Genomic DNA, 19,205 nt, shown 5'->3' on the forward strand with positions numbered 1-19,205 from the left:
TTACTCATTTTTGTCAAGGTACAAAAGACGTATTTTTGAGGCGCGCGGGCGATCGGTCAAAAATTCTAAGCCTTAAGTAACCCTTAAGAGAGACATTTTACTAAAAATACCATTTACAATTAAAAATTGATAACCCAGAGGCGCTTCCTTCATTTTTCAAGCGAAGAAGTGTCGCTATTAAGAAGTACCAGCGTGAACATTCCAAGTTCCATCCTCACCATGCTCGCCGGCATCGGAGTGACTCTGATCAGTCTCTGGTACGGGCAGAATCACGGTTTGATGCCGATCGCCGCCTCTGACGAAGCATCCGACATAGACGCACTTTTCAATACAATGATGACCATTTCCACTGGACTATTTATCATGGTGCAGGGAATTCTCATCTTTGCTGCAATTAAATATCGCCGCCGTCAAGGAGACAATACAGACGGGCCGCCTTGGCATGACAACTTTCCCTTAGAAATTCTTTGGACAGCCGTGCCGGCGGTGATTATTTTAGGAATCGGAGTCTACAGTTTTGAGATTTACAACTCAATGGGGGGCCTCGATCCGATGGGCAATCATGACCACGGCACCATGCAAGCGCACTCTAAAATGCGGGGAAGTGCGATCGCAGCCACACTCTCAGATACACCCCAAAACGCCCCTCAAATTCCGTCTCAAAAACTCGTTGCTTTAGGGGTAGGCGCTTCCCCAGAAAATGAAGACAAACCAGCAGACTTAGTTGTCAATGTCACTGGTTTGCAGTACGCCTGGATTTTTAGCTATCCAGAAAGCGGCGTTAGTTCTGGCGAACTGCATATGCCAGTCAACCGCGACGTACAGCTAAATATCTCAGCCCAAGACGTGCTGCACGCATTTTGGCTGCCGGAATTTCGCCTCAAACAAGATGCAATTCCCGGGCGGCCGAGCGAACTGAGATTTACACCAACTAAAACCGGCGAATACCGGGTTGTTTGTGCTGAATTGTGCGGCGCTTATCACGGAGCGATGAAAGCTGTAGCAGTCGTTCACACGCCCGAAGAATTCGACGGTTGGCTGCAAAGCCAGCAAGTTGCTAGCAGTCAAAACTTAGAGCAAGCAGTTGCAGTCAATCCAGGGGAATTGTCAGACGGTGAATTTTTGGCTCCCTACGTCAGGGAAATAAAAATTAATTCCGAAACCCTCGAACAACTTCACCCAACTCATCACTAAAAATAGTCATTAGTTCCTGGCACTGGGTCTTCGATCCTGAGCTAATAACTAATGACTAATAACTAATGACTAATAACTATGACACAAGCACAGTTCCAAGAAAGTGCAAACACTGAGGCTCGCGGAACAGCGCCCGCCGATAGACATTGGCGCGACTACTTCACTTTTAATACCGACCACAAAGTCATCGGTATTCAATACCTGGTAACAACATTTATTTTCTATCTAATCGGCGGCGTGATGGCAACTTTGGTGCGAACAGAACTCGCCACCCCCGACTCCGATTTTGTCACCCCCGAACTCTACAACAGTTTATTTACTGTTCACGCGACGGTGATGATCTTCCTGTGGATCGTACCCGCCGGAGCCGGGTTTGCTAACTTTTTGATCCCCTTAATGATCGGGGCCAAAGACATGGCATTTCCCCGCCTGAATGCCGTTGCCTTTTGGATGATTCCCGTAGGTGGCGTCTTGCTATTGAGCAGTTTTTTTGTAGGAGCTCCACAGGCTGGTTGGACTTCCTATCCGCCTTTGAGCTTAGTTACTGCTCAAGCCGGGGAAGAAATTTGGATTCTCAGCGTTTTGATTCTGGGAACTTCTTCGATTTTGGGGGCGCTGAATTTTGCCGTTACCATCTTTACCATGCGGGTTCCGAGCATGGGTCTCAATGATATGCCCTTGTTTTGCTGGGCGATGATTGCGACTTCAGCGCTGAGTTTGATTGCTACTCCAGTCTTAGCCGCAGCTTTGATTTTGCTGTCGTTTGACTTGTTAGCGGGGACGGCATTTTTTAACCCGACCGGCAACGGCGATCCGATCGTCTACCAGCATTTATTCTGGTTTTATTCGCACCCCGCAGTTTACATTATGATTCTGCCCTTTTTCGGGGTGATTTCAGAAGTTTTGCCGGTGCATTCCCGCAAGCCAATTTTTGGTTATTTGGCGATCGCCTATTCCAGTCTCGCGATCAGCTTTTTGGGCTTGATCGTGTGGGCGCACCATATGTTTACCAGCGGTACTCCCGGCTGGCTGCGGATGTTTTTTATGATCACGACTATGATCATCGCCGTACCAACAGGGATTAAAATATTTAGCTGGTTGGCAACTATTTGGGGAGGCAAACTCCGGCTTGTCAGCGCGATGCTATTTGGGATGGGTTTTATCTCAACATTTGTCCTCGGCGGCATCACCGGGATCATGGTAGCTTCCGTACCTTTCGACATTCACGTTCACGACACTTACTTTGTCGTCGCTCACCTACACTACGTGCTGTTTGGCGGCTCAGTGTTTGGCATTTACGCTGCTTTTTACCACTGGTTCCCCAAAATGACGGGGCGGATGATTAATGAATTTTGGGGTAGAGTTCACTTTGTTTTAACCTATGTTGGCTTTACTGTAACTTTCCTGCCGATGCACGCTTTGGGGATGCAAGGAATGCCTCGGCGGGTGGCAATGTACGACCCGAAATTTACCACAATTAATGTCATTTGTACTGTCGGTTCTTATATGCTGGCAGTGTCTACAATCCCGTTTATCATTAATGTGATTTGGAGCTGGATGTACGGCCCCAAAGCAGGTGACAATCCTTGGCAAGCTTTGAGTTTGGAATGGATGACGACTTCGCCGCCCCCGATCGAAAATTTTGAAGGAGTGCCGGTATTGGCAACAGGGCCTTACGATTACGGCATGGAAAAAATTCAGAATACAGGGGAACGTCTCAGACTTAAGTTGAGGGAAAATGCCACCCGCAACGCCCAGAAAACAGGTATTCCTATTGCGGAGGCTCAAGCTTCAACTTTCTTTGGCGGTACTGCAACTTTGGTCGCTCCTGAATCAGAGATAAATGTTGATTCTCCTGCTGATGAAAGTCAAGATGGCGAATAGTTATTAGTCATCAGGCATTAGTCATTGGGCATTGTTGACGGTTGACTGTTGACTGTTGACTGTTAACTAATGACTGATGACTAATGCCAACTGACAACTGACAACTGACAACTGACAACTGACTTCTTCATTACCAATTTCTTATGCAAATTCCAGCGATCGATCCGACAAAAACAGCCCTAAATTACCACCACGAGGGCGAAGTAGAAGCACACGGCGTCGAGCATCCCGACCACCGGATGTTAGGGGTAATTGTGTTCCTGTGCGCTGAAGGCATGATATTTTTCGGTATGTTTGCCGCGTATTTGATTTATCGGGCGATGGCCCCCGTGTGGCCTCCTGAAGGTACGCCCGCGCGAGAGTTATTGCTGCCGGGAATCAATACGGTGATTTTGATTGCTAGCAGTTTTGTGATTCACAATGCTGATAGTGCAATCAAAAAGAATGATGCCACCGGAATGCGGAATTGGTTGCTCGTAACTATTGCTATGGGCACAGTTTTCTTGGCAGGTCAGGTTTACGAATACACTCATTTAGAGTTTGGCTTGACGACGAATTTGTATGCCAGTTGCTTTTACGTTTTGACTGCTTTTCACGGCTTGCACGTTACGTTTGGAGTGCTCCTGATGGCCGGTGTGGTGTGGCGATCGCGCGCGCAAGGTCACTATTCTAGCGAGCACCACTTCGGAATCGAAGCGACTGAGATTTACTGGCACTTTGTCGATGTGATTTGGATTGTTTTGTTTCTGTTACTGTATATTTTGTGACGCCTAGGTTCTGCTTGGATGCCCCCTTTTTTAGGGGGTTTTTTTTGTGCAGAAGTAGGCTCGACCTTCATTCACATGAATCAAAGCGGATCGCGCTATAGCGGTTCTCAAGCGTGGTGAGGTATGCCCTATGCCCTATGCCCTATGCCCTATGCCCCATGCCCCATGTTACTGAGAAAGGCTATAAACTAAAAGTAGCAATTCTCCTATCCAGCAGCATTGAGAAAATTATGCAGTGCGAATTGTGCGATCGACAAATGGAAGCATTAACCGCCCATCACCTCATCCCCAAACAAAACACCAAGCGGAAAAACGAAGATCCAAGCCCGACAATCGACATTTGCTCAGCCTGTCACCGCCAGATTCACTCTCTATTTGAGAACAAACACCTCGCCCAAGAGCTCAACACCCTGGAAAAGCTCAAAAATGACCCTGAACTCCAGAAATTTGTCTCTTGGATTAAGAAACAAAAAACCGACAAACGCATTCAAGTACGCAGCAAAAAAGCTTGATCGCAGGGCCACAACTCATATATATAGTCCTGGACGCAGTTACTCTCTGAAGCCCGGTTTCTTCATTAATTTTTAGTTTCCCAACCCAAAATTTTGCAGCGCAGCCCGGTTTGTTTGCGTAAATCCTAGTATAGTGATTTACTGATTCGTAACAAGCTGCCAACTATTATCATGAACCTCACCTCCCTCGAACTCGCAAAAGACCGATCGCGCATCTACAAAAACTACCTCCAAATGCAAATAGATGCCCAAGCTAACATCAACAAACTAGCTTTTTTAGACCGGGGCATTGAAAAATCTCCTTACCAACAACACATTAAAAACTATCCCGATTATCTCAAACAGAAACCCGACGGCTTAAAAGTAATTAGCTCTATTCCCGGCCCCAATAATCCCCTCAAACCTACTCCGTTTCCCAGCCTGGGAGAACTACCTCAAATTAACTCTCAAGGTTTAAATTTTTTGCACGCAGAAATTAAGGAAGCCTGCGTTTGCATTGGTACTTTTGTAGACGGCAAAATTCAGGCACAGTGGCTGGGAAAAAACGCGCTTACCAATGCTGAGCAGTGGAGTGCCACTAAAATTATTGCACTCCTTAATATCGTCAGCCAAGTAAATAGCAAATATCCCGACTGCGACATTGACAACTGCGTTGTAAGAGATGGTAACGGGCTAAGACACGATTTTTACTTTTACGATGTAGCAAAAGACATGGTTAACTATGCCTCAAATATAGCAAGTTCAAACTCCTTAGCTGCGATGTTCAAACGCTTCGATACTCGCATAGGACTAGAGCAATGGCTGAAAAGCGCTACTGGCAATAATGACATAATTTTTCGTGGCGATTACGGCGAAAATCCTTATCACAACAACCCCAAAATCTTCGATCTCACCAAAAAACAAGTGCTGCTAAGTGCGGCATTAAACAGTACCAAACAAAGTAATACCGTATCTGCTTATGATTTGACCAGGCTAATTTCCATGTTAGGATGGCACTTCCACATCGAACAGCGATCGCGCATGAAAGCATCTCAGTGGAACAGCTTAGAAAGCATTGTCAGAGCAATGGGACATGACAGCGCTCGATATGTAGATGTAGCAATTAAAACTTTGGGGATGGATAGCCTGATCACTTCTCCAGTAATTATCTCAAAATTGGGTTACGGACTGAGCTCGATCAGGGGAACCCTAGAAACAGTTTATGTGGCTTTAGTGCGGTTTGTTGACGAGCGGCCGAAAGCGGCGGGAAAGCCGGCAAAACTCAGAACTTTAGCCATGAGTTTGCGGGCAGAAAAACCTGTAGGCGGTTCCACTAGTGTCGATCGCCTAGCGATCGAACTCGACGCCAGATTTTGCGCCGAAGTCACGGAAATTCTCCGCCGGTTGTTTGCGGAAGAATTTTAAACGCGGGCGATCGACTAATTAGAAAGTCGGTGAAACTTGCGATAAAGCATCCTTTCCACTGGCTTTCCTCCCCGCAAATGTTGCTCAGTTATGGTCGCAACTTCTTCAGGGCAAACACCATTGTACCAAACCTCTTCTGGCAGCACCAACACCATCGGCCCGTTGCCGCACTGTCCCAAACAACTGCTAGCAACAACTTCAACTTCTGAGGGCGACAATTGCTGAAAAGCTGCCAGTACCTTTGCTGAATTTTGCTTGCGACAAGTGCGGTTTTGGCAAACAAGAACTTGCCTAGAAGATTCTGTGATTTTCATGTTTTTTCACTTGACATTCTGCTACATATATGCTATTTTTTTATCATGGGAATAGGTGCGCGCATATACGCCCAGATTTTGCCCAAATTTTATATATAGCGGTTCTCAAAAAAGTGAGGTATGCCCTATGCCCTATGCCCTATGCCCTATGCCCTATGCCCTATGCCGGATAGTACCTCATCTTTCTGAGAAAGGCTATATGCCCCGATTTTAAGGTGCGCCGCAGCGCACCCTACGGTTAATCTGGTGACAAACCTTTGGAAGCCAACCATTGTCGATCGAACAAACGCGACTGATACCGAGCCCCGCCGTCGCAGAGTACCGTAACAATCGTATGTCCAGGCCCCATTTGCTTCGCTAAAGCCACAGCCGCCCCCACATTAATCCCCACAGAACCGCCCATAAACAGCCCTTCTTTCCTCAGCAGTTGGTAAATCACGCGGACAGCTTCCGTATCGTGAATTTGGATGGCGTCATCTACCGGGGCATTCTCCATATTTGCCGTGACGCGAGTGGTGCCAATTCCCTCAGTAATCGAACTGCCTTCAGTCTTAATTTCCCCAGTTTTGAAATAACTGTAAAGCCCGCTGCCCATCGGGTCTGCCAAGACAATTCTCACAGCAGGATTTTTTTCTTTCAAAAACATTCCTACCCCAGCAAAAGTGCCGCCAGTACCAGTAGCAGTTACCCAAGCATCAATTTTCCCATTTGTTTGTTCCCAAATTTCCGGGCCAGTTGTCTCGTAATGAGCTCGGCGGTTGGCTAAATTGTCAAACTGATTTGCCCAGACTGCATTCTCCATTTCCTCCGCCAATCTTCCCGACAATTTGACATAATTATTCGGGTCTTTGTAAGGGACAGCGGGAACAGTCCGAACTTCAGCGCCCAAGGTTTTCAAAGCATCGATTTTTTCTTGAGATTGGTTATCGGGAATCACAATCATACATTTGTAACCTTTAGCGTTGCAAATGTGGGCCAAACCGATGCCAGTATTGCCGGCAGTGCCTTCAACAACGGTGCCGCCCGGTTTCAGCAAGCCTTTTTCTTCTGCATCTTTGATGATGTATAAAGCAGCCCTATCTTTAACAGAACCGCCGGGATTGAGAAACTCTGCTTTACCGAGAATTTCGCAGCCAGTTTCATCGCTGAAGCTGTTTAACCGAATTAGTGGTGTGTTGCCGATTGTGCCTACAAAGCCGTTTTTAATATCCATATTTTTTGCGTGTGTGTATCCTATAGCAATCCTAAATCATTCTCATAATTATTGTAGGGGCAATCCGACCCCTACTCCCCGTGGTTGCCCGATAGATAGGGGGTAGGCACGGGGAGTAGGGGTAGCACTACCCCTACAAATTTATCTGAATCATTTAGGATTGCTATATTATTAATTTTTACAAGAAGTTGATATTTATTGCTACCAGTTCTACCAAATCTTGCTCATATTGAGTATGAATCCCGGCAAAACGGGGTCGCTGCTAACGGTAGCAGGATTCTCCAAACATTCCTCTGGCAAACCAGGACGGTAAATATAAACTCTGCGATTTTTTCGGTCAATCAACCAGCCTAACTGCACTCCGGGTTCTCTCATATATTCTTGCATTTTTTCTTGCAAGGGCTTGAGATTGTCAGAAGCCGACCTGAGTTCTACTACAAAATCCGGGCAAATAGGGGCAAATTTTTGCTTTTGTTCGGGTGACAAAGCATTCCATCTTTCCAATTTTATCCAAGCAGCATCCGGCGACTTTTGGGCACCTGTGGACAGAGTAAATCCTGTACTCGAAGTAAACGCTAAACCAGTACCATTTTGTTCTGCCCAAACCCACAGCGGCCCAAATATATTACCTTCTCGGTTTCCCGTCTCCGAACCAGTAGGGGGCATAATTAGCAATTCTCCCGATTTGTTGCGTTCAATTCGTAACTCACTATTGATTTGACAGAACTCGAAAAACTCGTCGTCTGTCATTTGCAATTTTGGCGGTATTCGCAACACAATTGTTGATGACAGCATTTGGCCTTTCCTCCAATCTAAAGTGTTTACACAAGATTGCACAATTTCTTTGTTTGTAGTTAGCACTTGAGTGCTCAAAAATCAGGATTAAGGACTCAAGTCCTAGCTACAAGCTGGTGTGTGATAAATTCCAGTTGTATCGGAATGATTAAACCACAGAGGGCACAGAGGACACAGAGAAAGAGAAGAGAGAGATAATAATTCCGATGTCAACGGATTTGATATTACGTGCGAATTATAGAGGTAAGGTGTGCAGTGCACACCTTACCTAATTAGGTTCTGCGTCCAGGAATGCTAAACCTATTTATTCGGCTGAGGAGTCATCCGCAAATAAGGCTTAATCGGCGTATAACCTTTAGGAAATTTCTCTGCCAATTCTGCGGGGTCGGTAATCGAAGGTACGATGACGCAATCGTCGCCGTCTTTCCAATCAACCGGAGTCGCAACGCTGTATTTGTCCGTAAGTTGCAAGGAATCAATTACTCGCAAAATTTCATTAAAATTCCGACCCGTGCTCGCCGGATAAGTAATGCTCAAACGCAATTTCTTTTGCGGGTCAATCACAAAAACTGTGCGGATTGTTAAGTTGTTCAGCGAGTTGGGATGGATCATGTCGTAAATGTCGGAGACTTTACGATCGCCATCTGCTAAAATCGGATAATTGAGGGTGACTTTTTGAGTTTCCTCAATATCTTTAATCCAGCCCATGTGAGAATCCACATCATCGACGCTGAGGGCAATGGTTTTGACGCCCCGCTTTTCAAATTCCGACTTTAGACGGGCCACTGCACCGAGTTCTGTGGTGCACACTGGAGTATAGTCTTTCGGGTGGGAAAACAACACGACCCAGCTATCGCCAGCCCAGTCGTAGAAATTGATTTCGCCTTCAGAGGAAGCTTGGGTAAAGTTGGGAACTGTATCGCCTAATCGCAGAGTCATAACGGATTTCCTCTAATTTTATTTAAGGACTGTTCCTTATCATCCCATAATTGCCCGGTTTCTCGATCGAGCTGTAAAGGATTCTAAACTTTTTGGTCGATCGATCGGCAATTCCACTACTGTAATGTATGTGTGGCTTATACCGCTAAATTTTCTTGCTATGCTTTACTTTTTGCTTAAGGCAATACAGCCTATTTTAGTCCCGCTGTGTTTTGTGTCCGCCTGGGGCATAGTTTTTTTGCTGTGTTTGAGTGTCGGGCGTACTGTCACCGACTCCATGCGCCGAGCTCAGCGGATGCACCAAATCCCTTGTGCTAACTGCGTATTTTTCACCGGCGACTACCACCTCAAGTGTCCCGTTCAGCCTACTATAGCTTTATCTGAAGATGCGATCGACTGTCCTGATTATCGAGGGCATTCAGGAATTTACGGTTAAAAAATCCGGCCGCTGCTTTACATATTTCTTAACATTTCTGGCTCTTTCAATTAAACTTAACTTGTGGTAAAGAGATTTTCAGGAGTGTGGAAAGAATGCTAATTCAAAAGCTAAATGCCTGCGACGAGTTTATTGCTGGCGACGGTACTCAACTGCGAGAATTGCTGCATCCAGACAAACAAGCTGTGGATTTGCGTTACAGTTTAGCCCACGCCGCTTTGCCACCGGGACAAACTTCTGCGCTGCACTCCCTGACAACTTCTGAAGTTTACTACATCCTCAGCGGCGTTGGAGAAATGCACATTGACGAAGAAAATCAATTCGTGGAAGCCGGAGATGCAGTTTACATTCCGCCAAACGCCAAGCAATTTATTTACAACTGTGGCACAAAGCCACTAATATTTATTTGTATCGTCGATCCCGCGTGGCGAAAGGAAGACGAGACTATTTTCCAATAATTTTCTAGTTTTTATCCTTTTATCCTCATTACCCGGCTCTGCCCGGTAATATCAACTTCGGTAGCATCGGAATTAATATTACTCACAGTCAGGACACGGCAGTGCCGTGTCCCTACCCACATTAATTGTAGGGACACGGCACTGCCGTGTCCTCGGTATCATTCCAATGTAACCGGAAACGATATAACGCATATCTAGAGGCTCTGCCTCTACTGAAAAAAACATCACAAGCCGAAAATATATTTTAACAACAACAGCACCCAGCCATATGTACCGAGTGATTTCCTCTTTTTTCAACTTCGATGTGGAGTTGCAATAATCCTCGGATTCAGTTGCATTGCTCCCCTCTAATTAGTTGAGGAAGTATCAGCTTTGTTGGTGGGTGCTGCTATTGGTTTTTAATGAGACAGATGTGAGATTAGACAGCGTTTTACTCCTTAGATTCTATTGTGAACTTCGCTGCGGTATCTAGATGTGGTATCTGTCAGAGAAGCTTTTTGTTCGCTTCATATTATTAATTTAGCACCTTCTTCTAGAAGCGCAAGTACCTGCAACTAAACTTTACATTTTTAGAAGTAACTGCGGATAATTATGAAGTTAAATTAAGCATTGAGCTTTCTAGCTGCTCAGCTAAAATAGTAGAGTTCGGCTGTGCCTGCTGCTGCGAGAAACGGCATAATATCTGTATGAAAACAACCAAACTCATCAAACTGTGCGCCTTATCGCTGAGTATCTTTCTACTGTGCAGCAGTGCAGTGACAGCGCAAACCACGGCGAACCCTCAAACTCAGCAGACTTACACTAACCAAGAGATTCTGCAACAGTTGGTAAAGGCAAAAGTCGTGTATCTGGGAGAAACCCACGATAGCGCAGAAGACCACCAAGCTCAACTGGCGATTATCCGAGAAATGCAGCGGCAAAATCGGAAAATTGCGATCGCGATGGAAATGTTTCAGCGTCCCTTTCAAAGTGCGATCGACAACTACTTAGCAGGTAAACTGACTGAACAGCAATTAGTTGAGCAAACAGAGTACGATCGCAGATGGCGTTTTCCCTGGGAATCTTACGCCCCCATTTTGCGGTTTGCCAAAGAAAATCAACTACCTGTCCTCGCCTTAAATACACCATCCGAAGTAACGAGAAAAGTTGCCAGTCAAGGTTTAGAAAGCCTCACAGCAGAGGAAAAAAAGCACATTCCCCCAATATCGGAAATTCGCACCGACAACGCCGAATATCGGCAACTGCTGCTAGAAGTTTTCCAGCAACACCAAAAGGCAGGACAGGGAAATAGTAAGGCTTTTGAAAGATTTTTGCAAGCCCAAGTTTTGTGGGACGAAACTATGGCGGAAAAAATAGCTGAATTTGTCAAAGCAAACCCCGACTATCAAGTTGTGGTGTTGGCGGGAAAAGGGCACATTATTTACGGTTACGGCATTCCCAGTCGCGTCGAGAGGCGTTTGGGAGTCGGGAATGTAAAAATGCGATCGGTTTTACTCAATTCCAGTGACAATCCTGTTTTGTCGGCAGATAGACCCATTGCTGACTTTGTTTGGCAGCATTGATTTGATATGATCTCAAAAATATAACCCACTAAGCCAGAGGGAGAACCAAATCGTGAAAGTCAAGCGTCTAAAAATGAACTCATTCCGAGGCATCAGCGATTTGACCCTGGAGTTTGATACAGATGAGCCGACTGTGTTCATCGGTATCAACGGTGTGGGAAAATCCAGCATACTTGAGTGTTTGGCTATTCTTCTCTCCTGGCTGACAAAGCGAATTCAAACTCCCAATAGTAATGGACGTTCTTTCAAGGAAGATGATATCAAAAAAGGATGCAAAGAAACTCACAACGAAATTACAATTTCAATCAATGACTGGTCGGAAGTGGTATGGTCTTTAACCAAGGTCAGTAAAGGGCGAAGCAAGGATACTAGCAGCAACCTTGGGGAATTAAAAAGAGTTGTTGAGCACATACACCGTCAGTTAGAGGCTAATTCTTACGCAGCATTGCCTCTGGCTGTTTACTACCCAACTAACCGTGCCGTACTTGATATTCCTTTGAAGATTAGGACGAAACATTCGTTTGAGCAGATAACTGTTTATGACGAGGTTCTCACGGGAGGACAGATCGATTTTAGGCGCTTTTTTGAATGGTTTAGAGATCGGGAAGATTTAGAAAACGAATTACGACTAAATAATACTAATGAGTATCGCGATCGCGAACTAAAAGCAGTCAGATATGCGATCGCTAACTTACTAGACGGCTTTTCAAATTTACGGGTTAGGCGATCGCCTTTGCGAATGACTGCAGACAAACAAGGCGATGAACTGATCGTCAATCAACTATCCGATGGTGAAAAATGCTTGTTAGCACTAGCAGGAGATTTAGCAAGGCGTTTGGCGATCGCAAATCCGAATCCAGATTGCAATCCGCTTGAGGGTTCCGGCGTTGTTTTGATTGACGAGATTGAGCTACACTTGCACCCAAAATGGCAACGGGCGATTATTCCGAATCTGAAAAAAACATTCCCAAATTGCCAGTTTATAATTACGACTCATTCGCCACAGGTAATCAGCGATCTCAAATGGGTTCATCTTTTGAGGTCAACATCTGAAGGAATTGCGATCGATCGAGTACCATCCTTTGGGAAAGATAGCAATCGGATTCTAGAAACGCTTATGGGAACTCCAGAACGTCCGCAGCAAATTAGAGAATCTTTACGTGAATTGTTTCGCTTGATAGACAATGGCGAACTCGGAAATGCACGGCAATTGCGCCAAGAATTAGCACACCGAATGGGAGAAGAAGATCCTGAATTTGTGAGAGCAGATTGGCTAATTCAACGCAAGGAAATTCTCACTAAATGAAATATATTCAAAAGGGGAAAGAACCTCAAAAATTTTCCGACTGGAAGGCTATACAGAAGTCTCTCGGTGTCAACTATGATTACAAATATCTTTCCAACCCTGAGAAAAAAGCGGTACACATTTCTTTGCTAAGTGAACAAGGCTATATTTGCTGCTACTGCTGTATGAGAGTTGAGCAAAGCAATAGCCATATTGAACATCTAGCCCCCCAGAGCAAGACTGATTCAGAATTATCTCTTGATTACACAAATATGCTAGGCTCTTGTGGCAGATATCCAAATTGGCCAGAGTATTGTGGCAATAAGAAGAAGAATCTTGCGATCGGGGTTTCGCCACTACAAGCCAACTGTGAAGAATTTTTTAATTACTCTAGCACTGGTGAGATACTGCCAACTGCAAATAATTTAGCTCATCAAAAAGATGCTCAAAGAACCATTGAAGTTTTGGGACTCAATCATTTTGACTTAACAGAGGGACGAAAGCAAGCACTTGAAGCATTGCAAGGAATAACACAGGAAGAGGCAGAATTATTAGCTCAAGTTTGTCAACAAAGGAATGCACAAGGGCAATACCAGCCTTTTTGTAATGCAGTTTTGTATTTTCTCAAAAATTATTTTGGTATTTCTTAAGTTTAATGCTACCCCAAGATTGCGCGATCGATAATCGGACTTAATATAAACTTGACCCCACCGCATCACCCGATCGCAGATTGCAGAAACTCGATGCACCAAGGCACACTTTACATATCGGTCATCGGTCGGTTATATTTACTACAAACCGCGCGCCCGGTGTGGGAGACTCCTCAGTCAATCGATTTTAGATTTTAGATTTTAGATTTTAGATTGAAGCATTGGCCCCACGGATAAATACGTTCGGCAAGTTTCATCGGATACAGGTTTTTTATTTCTGGGTCCTGAGTCTGCGAAGGAATGAATCACGTGGCGGGTATCCTGGATGCTTTTAGTCACGTCGGCCCGGTTTTTTATTGGTGACCATTTATTTAACTAATATATGTTAAGGCAAGAGACAGCGATCGCCTTCCTTTGCTAAAATATAGCTTGGAAATGTCAAGATTATCTTGTCAAAATATCAGGAAATACCGTGAACAACAGACCAAAAATCCTTGCATTTGCCGGGAGTACCCGCGAAGCATCCTACAACAAACTGCTGGTTAAAGTTGCGGCGGCTGGGGCTAAGGCGGCGGGTGCAGAAGTTACTTATGTAGATTTGCGCGATTTGCCGATGCCGCTATTTGACGAAGATTTAGAAGCAAAAGAGGGAGTGCCAGAAAATGCCCGTAAATTGAAGGAATTGATGGTAGCGCATGACGGGTTTTTGATAGCTTCTCCTGAGTATAACAGTTCAATTACGCCTGTGCTGAAAAATGCGATCGATTGGGTATCGCGGCCAGCACCGGGTGAACCGGGATTGGTGGCATTTACGGGCAAAGTAGCGGTAATTATGAGTGCTTCCCCAGGCGGAATGGGCGGTTTGCGGGGATTAGTTCATTTGCGATCGATCCTGGGGAATATTAACGTATTGGTACTCCCGGATCAGAAAGCAGTTCCCCAAGCTTTTGAAGCATTTAATGCTGACGGTACGATGAAAGATCCCAAACAGCAGGAGTCTGTTGAGAATCTCGGTGCTAAGTTGTCTAATGTGCTGTCGAAATTAATCGCATGAGGCAATAAATTGATTTTGCAGTAGGGACACAGCAATGTTGTGTCCTCATTCTAGCTATACATATACGTAAGTCATGTTGAAAGTGAAATTGTACAGACAAGCATCCTAGGGCGTGTTTTCCAACTACTCAACCCTACGCTATTCCTACTCTGGCTTTTGCCATCCTTCATAAGCTGCTAGCAAAATATTCACGTAATAATTGTCGGTGATTTCCTTCACGGCTTCGATGCCTCCAGATTTCAACGCGCCGATGACTCGTTCTTTGAGTGCTGGATTTTTGGCGATACCTTTCACCGCTACGTCGATTTCTGCTTGGGTATCGGCGGGGATGTCGGGGGGATAGGAGCGATCGAGAATTTGCAGCAATTGTTGGATTTCGACGGCTGATTCGGCGAGGGTTTTGGGTTGGGTTTCGTGCAACTCGCCAGCTACTTTCGCGCCGCTTTGGATTTCTCCCCCGCTCATGTGTCCGACTCCAAATTTGCCACTTTGATTGTAGGTATCTCCTTGGCGGTTATTGTCTGTGTTGTTCATAGTTTGATTCTTTGCCCTAAAGTGATATGTTTGAGTGACTTGGATGGCGGGGGATGGATTCCCCATTAACTTAATCATAGCAAGGTCTTTGTTATCCTGGTTGCGACGCTTTTCGGCTTCCAATTCTCCCTGGAGTCTAGCAGCTTTCAGGTTCGCTTCATAAACATCTTGAAGCAGGCGTTCGATTTTGCCTTTGTCTGCGGTTTCGGGAACCTGAAGCGTCATCATCATATCATTGTCTTTGCGTTCCATGCCTTTAATCGAATCAAATGTGATGTCGGGGTACTCCTCAATCAGTTTTTGAAAGGCTTCTATGAATGCCTCTTTATCGATGCCATTCCGAAACAGAATCTGCACCACATTCATCATCTTTTTGTAAAACTTTTCAAAATCTCCCGGCTGGAAAACCCGATCGGGGTCGTGGGGAAGACGTTCGCGACTGCCTTTGTCATTTTCTGTTTCTAGGAAAAAGACGTACTGACAATCGACACCCGCTAGTTGGGGGTTGCTGCCGAAATTACAGGCTTGCAGGCACGCACCTGTCAGGTAGGCGGCAGTAAAATCCGTGCCGATGGCGAGGGTTTCAGTGAGGTTGGCATTTTTTAGGTTGGCTTTGTGCAAGGTTGCTTGGCTCAAGTCGGCGCGTTTGAGGTTGGCACCTTCTAGTTCTGCTGCCGTTAGGTTTGCACCGTTGAGGTTTGCTCCTTCGTAGGATTTCTGGTAACCCTCACCGGTGACGAGGAGTTGGCGCACCGCAGATTGTGCCAGGAGGGTGTTGCCGTGACGAGCGCGATCGAGTTCTTTAGTATTTTTCCAGCAAGTGCGGGTGAGAGTGGCATCGCGGAAGTTGCAGTTTTTGAGTGTAGCTTTGGTGAAGTTAGCATCAGTGAGGGTAGCACAGTAGAAGCGAGTTCCGCCGAGGGAACCGAAGGCGATGGCAAACTGGCGCACGATGGCAAATTTTTCGTCCCCTTTCATGGCTCGCCATGCGACGTAGAGGCTGAGAAGGATCACCGCGACGGCGATGACAACGACGACGGGTCCGCCTCCAGGGACGAAGACGACGACGGCGACGACGACGGCGACGACGACGACGGCTCCGACGACGGCGACGGCGACGGTGACGGCGATGGCGACGGCGACGACGACGGCTGCGGCGATGGCGACGGTGATGGATGCGACGACGGCTCCGACGAAGACTCCGATGACGACTCCGGTGAAGACTTCGGCGACGGCTCCGACGAAGACTCCGGTGAGGGCTCCGGCGACGAGGGTGATGACTCCAGCGACGACGGCGGCGACGGCGATGACGATTGCGACGGCAGCGGCGACGGAGATAGAACTAACTGCCTGAATGGTAAATCCCTGACGGACAATCGCAACAAATATAGTAATTAGGAATATCGCTATAACAATTTCTACTACCAGTTTTTGTGGCAGGCTCTGAACAGACTCGATCGTAGCCGCTGCCGTCAACCCTGGAAAGAACGCCACTATTCCTGACAAACCCAACATCAGCAATGCTAGCAGCCACTGTAGCGCCACCCAGCGCCGTTGTAGTCCCGCCGTGGCTCCCGCGAAGTTCGTCCCTGTCAGAGTGGCGTGGCTGAAGTTCGCTCCCTCGATATGGGCCTTGCTGAAGTCCGCTCCCGACAAATCTTGCTTGACAAACGACTGTCCCCGCAGGCTCACGCCCTTAAAATCTCGCCTGCCTTTTTTGTATTCTTGTAAAACTCGACTCGCTTTCATCGGTGTGCCGTTGTTATGGTTTCCCGTGGTATCTCGATATTGCGACGATCCCGATGTATTGCACTATTTTACATCCGATTTTACTTCCTTTTCCAAAAATAGAGTTTTTTAAGGGTTTTTGATGTTTTCTATCTTTGCGTATCTCTAACTGTATTTCCGCTCCTCACAAATCGAACAACTCATGTGGTTCATTTCCCATCTAATGTGCTGTCGAAGTTAATCGCATGAGGCAATAAATTCATTTTGCAGTTGGGACACAGCAATGTTGTGTCCCAATCCCAGCATCTGTTATTTTGCTGCCTGCATCAAGTGCGATTCATTGAATAAAAGCCTTGAAACGGCATTGTTAAAATGCCCAATATCCGACTAATTTCATTAATAAAAAAGTCTCGCTTGTCAATGAAAATTGTGCTGTTACTCAATTTAAGAAACTTCCAATCAGTACCCGTAGTAACAGCCCCATAAATGCTTTCAATTTGCTCTCCGCTGCGCTGATTAAATAATTGGGCGGCTACCATTTCTGCAATACACTGGCCTAAACCGGATTTAATACTTTCATTCTTAGCCTCTGTGAGAGTAATTACGGGGGCGCGAATTTCATAGGAATCCTTCGATGCAGTGAGAATATAATCGCAATACCCGTTTAAGCCCGCTTCTACATCTACATTGAATTCTGAACCAGAGAAAAAACCAACTTGAAAATTAAATTGCCGCCTGACTTCCAATAATATTGGAGCAATAATTAATTCAGCGCGAGCCTTTTCTGTATTAATTGCAGTAGCTAAAGACAGGTTTTCAGTTAAAGTAGTTTGCAAATAGGAACTTGGCTGTACCTCTGGGATATCACTAAACAAATCTAAAGGTTCTTCTACGGTTAAATTAAAAGATTCTCTAACTTTCGCTAAAGTTGTAAAGTCGCTGTATGCCACAGGTTAACCTCCTTGCTCGATTTTGGCGATCGCATTCTCAAATTGCTACAATTATAATTGATTGCCTGTTATTCTCACCCCCAAATTAACATGACATTCACCGGAGATCCAGACTCAGCACCTGCTTTGCCGACAGCAGCAGAAGCCGCAGTTGCCAAAACCAGCAGCCGCGCTTTAGAATCGCACTTGCAAAATCATCCGTCTGGCGAATCCCTCAAATTGATATTAAACGAAAAAGAGGGAAAGACAATTGACATACCTGCCGCAGCATTGCCACTGCTATTAGCAATTTTACAACAGACAAGCAGCGGCAATACTGTCAAGCTAATTCCAATTACTGAGGAACTGGATATCTGGCAGGTTGAGGCCATACTGAATGTCTCCCGCGAGTATGTGTGGCAGTTACTAGATTCGGGCGAAATTCCTTACAAAATGGTAAGTACCTGTCGCCGGATACGTTATGAAGATGTAATGAAATATAAAAAGCAGGATTATGACAAAAGAAGTAAAATACTTGACGAACTTGTCGCAGAATCAGAAGCACTCGGTTTGTACGACTAACTCATGGAAATTGTAAAAGTTGTCTGCGATGCTAATGTTTTGTATTCAGCCGCACTCCGCGATTTTCTGATGGAATTAGCCGTTGGTGATGTGTTTGAGCCGAGGTGGACAGAAGAGATTCACGACGAGTGGATGAGAAACGTGCTTCAGAACAATCCAAATCTCACATTAGAACAGCTTGCCAGAACCAAAAATCTGATGAATGCAAGCATTAAAAATTGTGTGGTGACTGGCTACGAGCCAATTATACCAGAGTTGGAACTTCCAGATCCGGGCGATCGGCACGTTCTAGCAGCAGCAATTCATTCTCGCGCGGATTTTATCGTTACTTTCAATCTCAGGGATTTTCCTACTGAGAATCTCAAACAATATAACATTGAACCGCTGCACCCAGATGACTTTATCCTGCGCTTTCTCAACTTAAAGTTTGAAGGTGTATGCAAAGCAGCCGAGAAACAAAGAATCAGGCTCAAAAATCCGCCAAAAACGCCTGACGAGTATTTGGGAACGCTGGTAGAATTGGGACTGCCGCTGTCAGCAAATCGGATGCGAGAATTGTGCTATCGAGATTAGTGCGATCGCCAACCGCAGACTTTTCCGAGTTTCTTCCCAGGTTTATTCTTGTATCTTCTCACAGGCTAACTCTTCGGCATAGCCAAGATACCACTCATCTACTTTTTCCCACACCGCAGTAAATCTATTTACCCTTGTGCCTCTACTTGAAAACGGGTATAATTTTATTTCCGAGAGATAATAGCTCGTGAAAGTATTACCACAAATTGTACCAAAACCGCATCACCCGATCGACGTAAAATAAAACCACCCGATCGCAGATTGGCAGAAATAGACAAGAGTAGGCATACTTGAACCATCGGTCATCGGTCGGTATATTTCTTCCAAACAGCACGGCAGGCGTGGGAGACTCCTCCGTTACGCCTGCCCTGCAGTTTTATTTAATAATTGTT

19 protein-coding genes are annotated in these 19,205 nt (G+C 45.6%); 13 read left to right on the forward strand and 6 right to left on the reverse strand.

Annotated features, from left to right (window positions below; translation table 11 throughout):
- Positions 1-192 precede the first annotated feature (192 nt).
- The 5 genes from QUB12_RS18220 (at position 193) to QUB12_RS18240 (ending at position 5,761) form a co-directional block, all read left to right on the forward strand.
- Positions 193-1,194 carry a cytochrome c oxidase subunit II gene (locus QUB12_RS18220; protein WP_333146676.1) on the forward strand — a complete coding sequence of 334 codons (1,002 nt, stop codon included), beginning with the start codon at positions 193-195 and terminating at the stop codon, positions 1,192-1,194.
- Between the two features lie 78 nt (positions 1,195-1,272).
- Complete coding sequence (gene ctaD, locus QUB12_RS18225) at positions 1,273-3,078, forward strand: cytochrome c oxidase subunit I (protein ID WP_333146678.1); 1,806 nt, start codon at positions 1,273-1,275, stop codon at positions 3,076-3,078.
- A gap of 143 nt (positions 3,079-3,221) precedes the next feature.
- A complete protein-coding gene (locus tag QUB12_RS18230) occupies positions 3,222-3,845 on the forward strand; it encodes a heme-copper oxidase subunit III (RefSeq protein WP_333146680.1) in 624 nt (207 codons plus the stop codon).
- Between the two features lie 158 nt (positions 3,846-4,003).
- The gene (locus tag QUB12_RS18235) at positions 4,004-4,357 is read left to right on the forward strand and encodes an HNH endonuclease (protein ID WP_333146682.1); all 354 of its coding nucleotides are present in this window, start codon (positions 4,004-4,006) and stop codon (positions 4,355-4,357) included.
- 171 nt (positions 4,358-4,528) lie between these two features.
- Positions 4,529-5,761, forward strand: a complete 1,233-nt coding sequence (locus QUB12_RS18240; protein WP_333146684.1) for a hypothetical protein — start codon at positions 4,529-4,531, stop codon at positions 5,759-5,761.
- A 14-nt stretch (positions 5,762-5,775) separates the two neighbouring features.
- Here the strand turns inward: QUB12_RS18240 and QUB12_RS18245 are convergent, their stop codons facing one another.
- From QUB12_RS18245 to QUB12_RS18260, 4 genes are all read right to left on the reverse strand, one after another.
- Positions 5,776-6,075: a (2Fe-2S) ferredoxin domain-containing protein gene (locus tag QUB12_RS18245; RefSeq protein WP_333146685.1), complete on the reverse strand. Its 300-nt coding sequence runs from the start codon at positions 6,073-6,075 to the stop codon at positions 5,776-5,778.
- A gap of 238 nt (positions 6,076-6,313) precedes the next feature.
- Complete coding sequence (locus tag QUB12_RS18250) at positions 6,314-7,288, reverse strand: cysteine synthase A (protein ID WP_333146687.1); 975 nt, start codon at positions 7,286-7,288, stop codon at positions 6,314-6,316.
- Positions 7,289-7,498: 210 nt separating this feature from the next.
- Positions 7,499-8,083 (reverse strand): Uma2 family endonuclease, encoded by a 585-nt coding sequence (locus tag QUB12_RS18255; protein ID WP_333145721.1) that lies wholly within the window; start codon positions 8,081-8,083, stop codon positions 7,499-7,501.
- 300 nt (positions 8,084-8,383) lie between these two features.
- Positions 8,384-9,022, reverse strand: a complete 639-nt coding sequence (locus tag QUB12_RS18260) for a peroxiredoxin (RefSeq protein ID WP_333145723.1) — start codon at positions 9,020-9,022, stop codon at positions 8,384-8,386.
- 160 nt (positions 9,023-9,182) lie between these two features.
- Between QUB12_RS18260 and QUB12_RS18265 the strand changes: the two genes are divergently transcribed.
- The 6 genes from QUB12_RS18265 to QUB12_RS18290 all read left to right on the forward strand — a co-directional run bounded on the left by QUB12_RS18265 (position 9,183) and on the right by QUB12_RS18290 (position 14,467).
- Positions 9,183-9,458: a hypothetical protein gene (locus QUB12_RS18265; RefSeq protein ID WP_333145777.1), complete on the forward strand. Its 276-nt coding sequence runs from the start codon at positions 9,183-9,185 to the stop codon at positions 9,456-9,458.
- Positions 9,459-9,553: 95 nt separating this feature from the next.
- Entirely contained in the window at positions 9,554-9,916 is a 363-nt protein-coding gene (locus QUB12_RS18270) for a cupin domain-containing protein (protein WP_333307884.1), read from the forward strand.
- A 686-nt stretch (positions 9,917-10,602) separates the two neighbouring features.
- Positions 10,603-11,478, forward strand: a complete 876-nt coding sequence (locus QUB12_RS18275; protein WP_333307885.1) for a ChaN family lipoprotein — start codon at positions 10,603-10,605, stop codon at positions 11,476-11,478.
- Positions 11,479-11,530: 52 nt separating this feature from the next.
- Positions 11,531-12,784, forward strand: a complete 1,254-nt coding sequence (locus QUB12_RS18280) for an AAA family ATPase (RefSeq protein ID WP_333307887.1) — start codon at positions 11,531-11,533, stop codon at positions 12,782-12,784.
- On the forward strand, positions 12,781-13,413 hold the full coding sequence (locus QUB12_RS18285; protein WP_333307889.1) for a retron system putative HNH endonuclease: 633 nt from the start codon (positions 12,781-12,783) through the stop codon (positions 13,411-13,413). Before QUB12_RS18280 ends, QUB12_RS18285 begins: the two co-directional genes overlap by 4 nt.
- 472 nt (positions 13,414-13,885) lie before the next feature.
- The gene (locus QUB12_RS18290; RefSeq protein ID WP_333307890.1) at positions 13,886-14,467 is read left to right on the forward strand and encodes an NAD(P)H-dependent oxidoreductase; all 582 of its coding nucleotides are present in this window, start codon (positions 13,886-13,888) and stop codon (positions 14,465-14,467) included.
- 144 nt (positions 14,468-14,611) lie between these two features.
- On the opposite strand, the gene QUB12_RS18295 is transcribed toward QUB12_RS18290, so the two are convergent.
- Together QUB12_RS18295 and QUB12_RS18300 are read right to left on the reverse strand one after the other, a co-directional pair.
- Positions 14,612-16,750 (reverse strand): pentapeptide repeat-containing protein, encoded by a 2,139-nt coding sequence (locus QUB12_RS18295; protein ID WP_333307891.1) that lies wholly within the window; start codon positions 16,748-16,750, stop codon positions 14,612-14,614.
- Positions 16,751-17,055: 305 nt separating this feature from the next.
- Positions 17,056-17,679 (reverse strand): hypothetical protein, encoded by a 624-nt coding sequence (locus QUB12_RS18300; protein WP_333150613.1) that lies wholly within the window; start codon positions 17,677-17,679, stop codon positions 17,056-17,058.
- A gap of 90 nt (positions 17,680-17,769) precedes the next feature.
- On the opposite strand from QUB12_RS18300, the gene QUB12_RS18305 reads away from it, so the two are divergent.
- Both QUB12_RS18305 and QUB12_RS18310 read left to right on the forward strand, forming a co-directional pair.
- Positions 17,770-18,240 (forward strand): excisionase family DNA-binding protein, encoded by a 471-nt coding sequence (locus QUB12_RS18305; protein WP_333055517.1) that lies wholly within the window; start codon positions 17,770-17,772, stop codon positions 18,238-18,240.
- 3 nt (positions 18,241-18,243) lie between these two features.
- Complete coding sequence (locus tag QUB12_RS18310) at positions 18,244-18,813, forward strand: PIN domain-containing protein (RefSeq protein WP_333307892.1); 570 nt, start codon at positions 18,244-18,246, stop codon at positions 18,811-18,813.
- Positions 18,814-19,205 lie beyond the last annotated feature (392 nt).

Origin of the sequence: Microcoleus sp. B7-D4 (assembly GCF_036705125.1) — a bacterium.
Lineage (GTDB): Bacteria > Cyanobacteriota > Cyanobacteriia > Cyanobacteriales > Microcoleaceae > Microcoleus.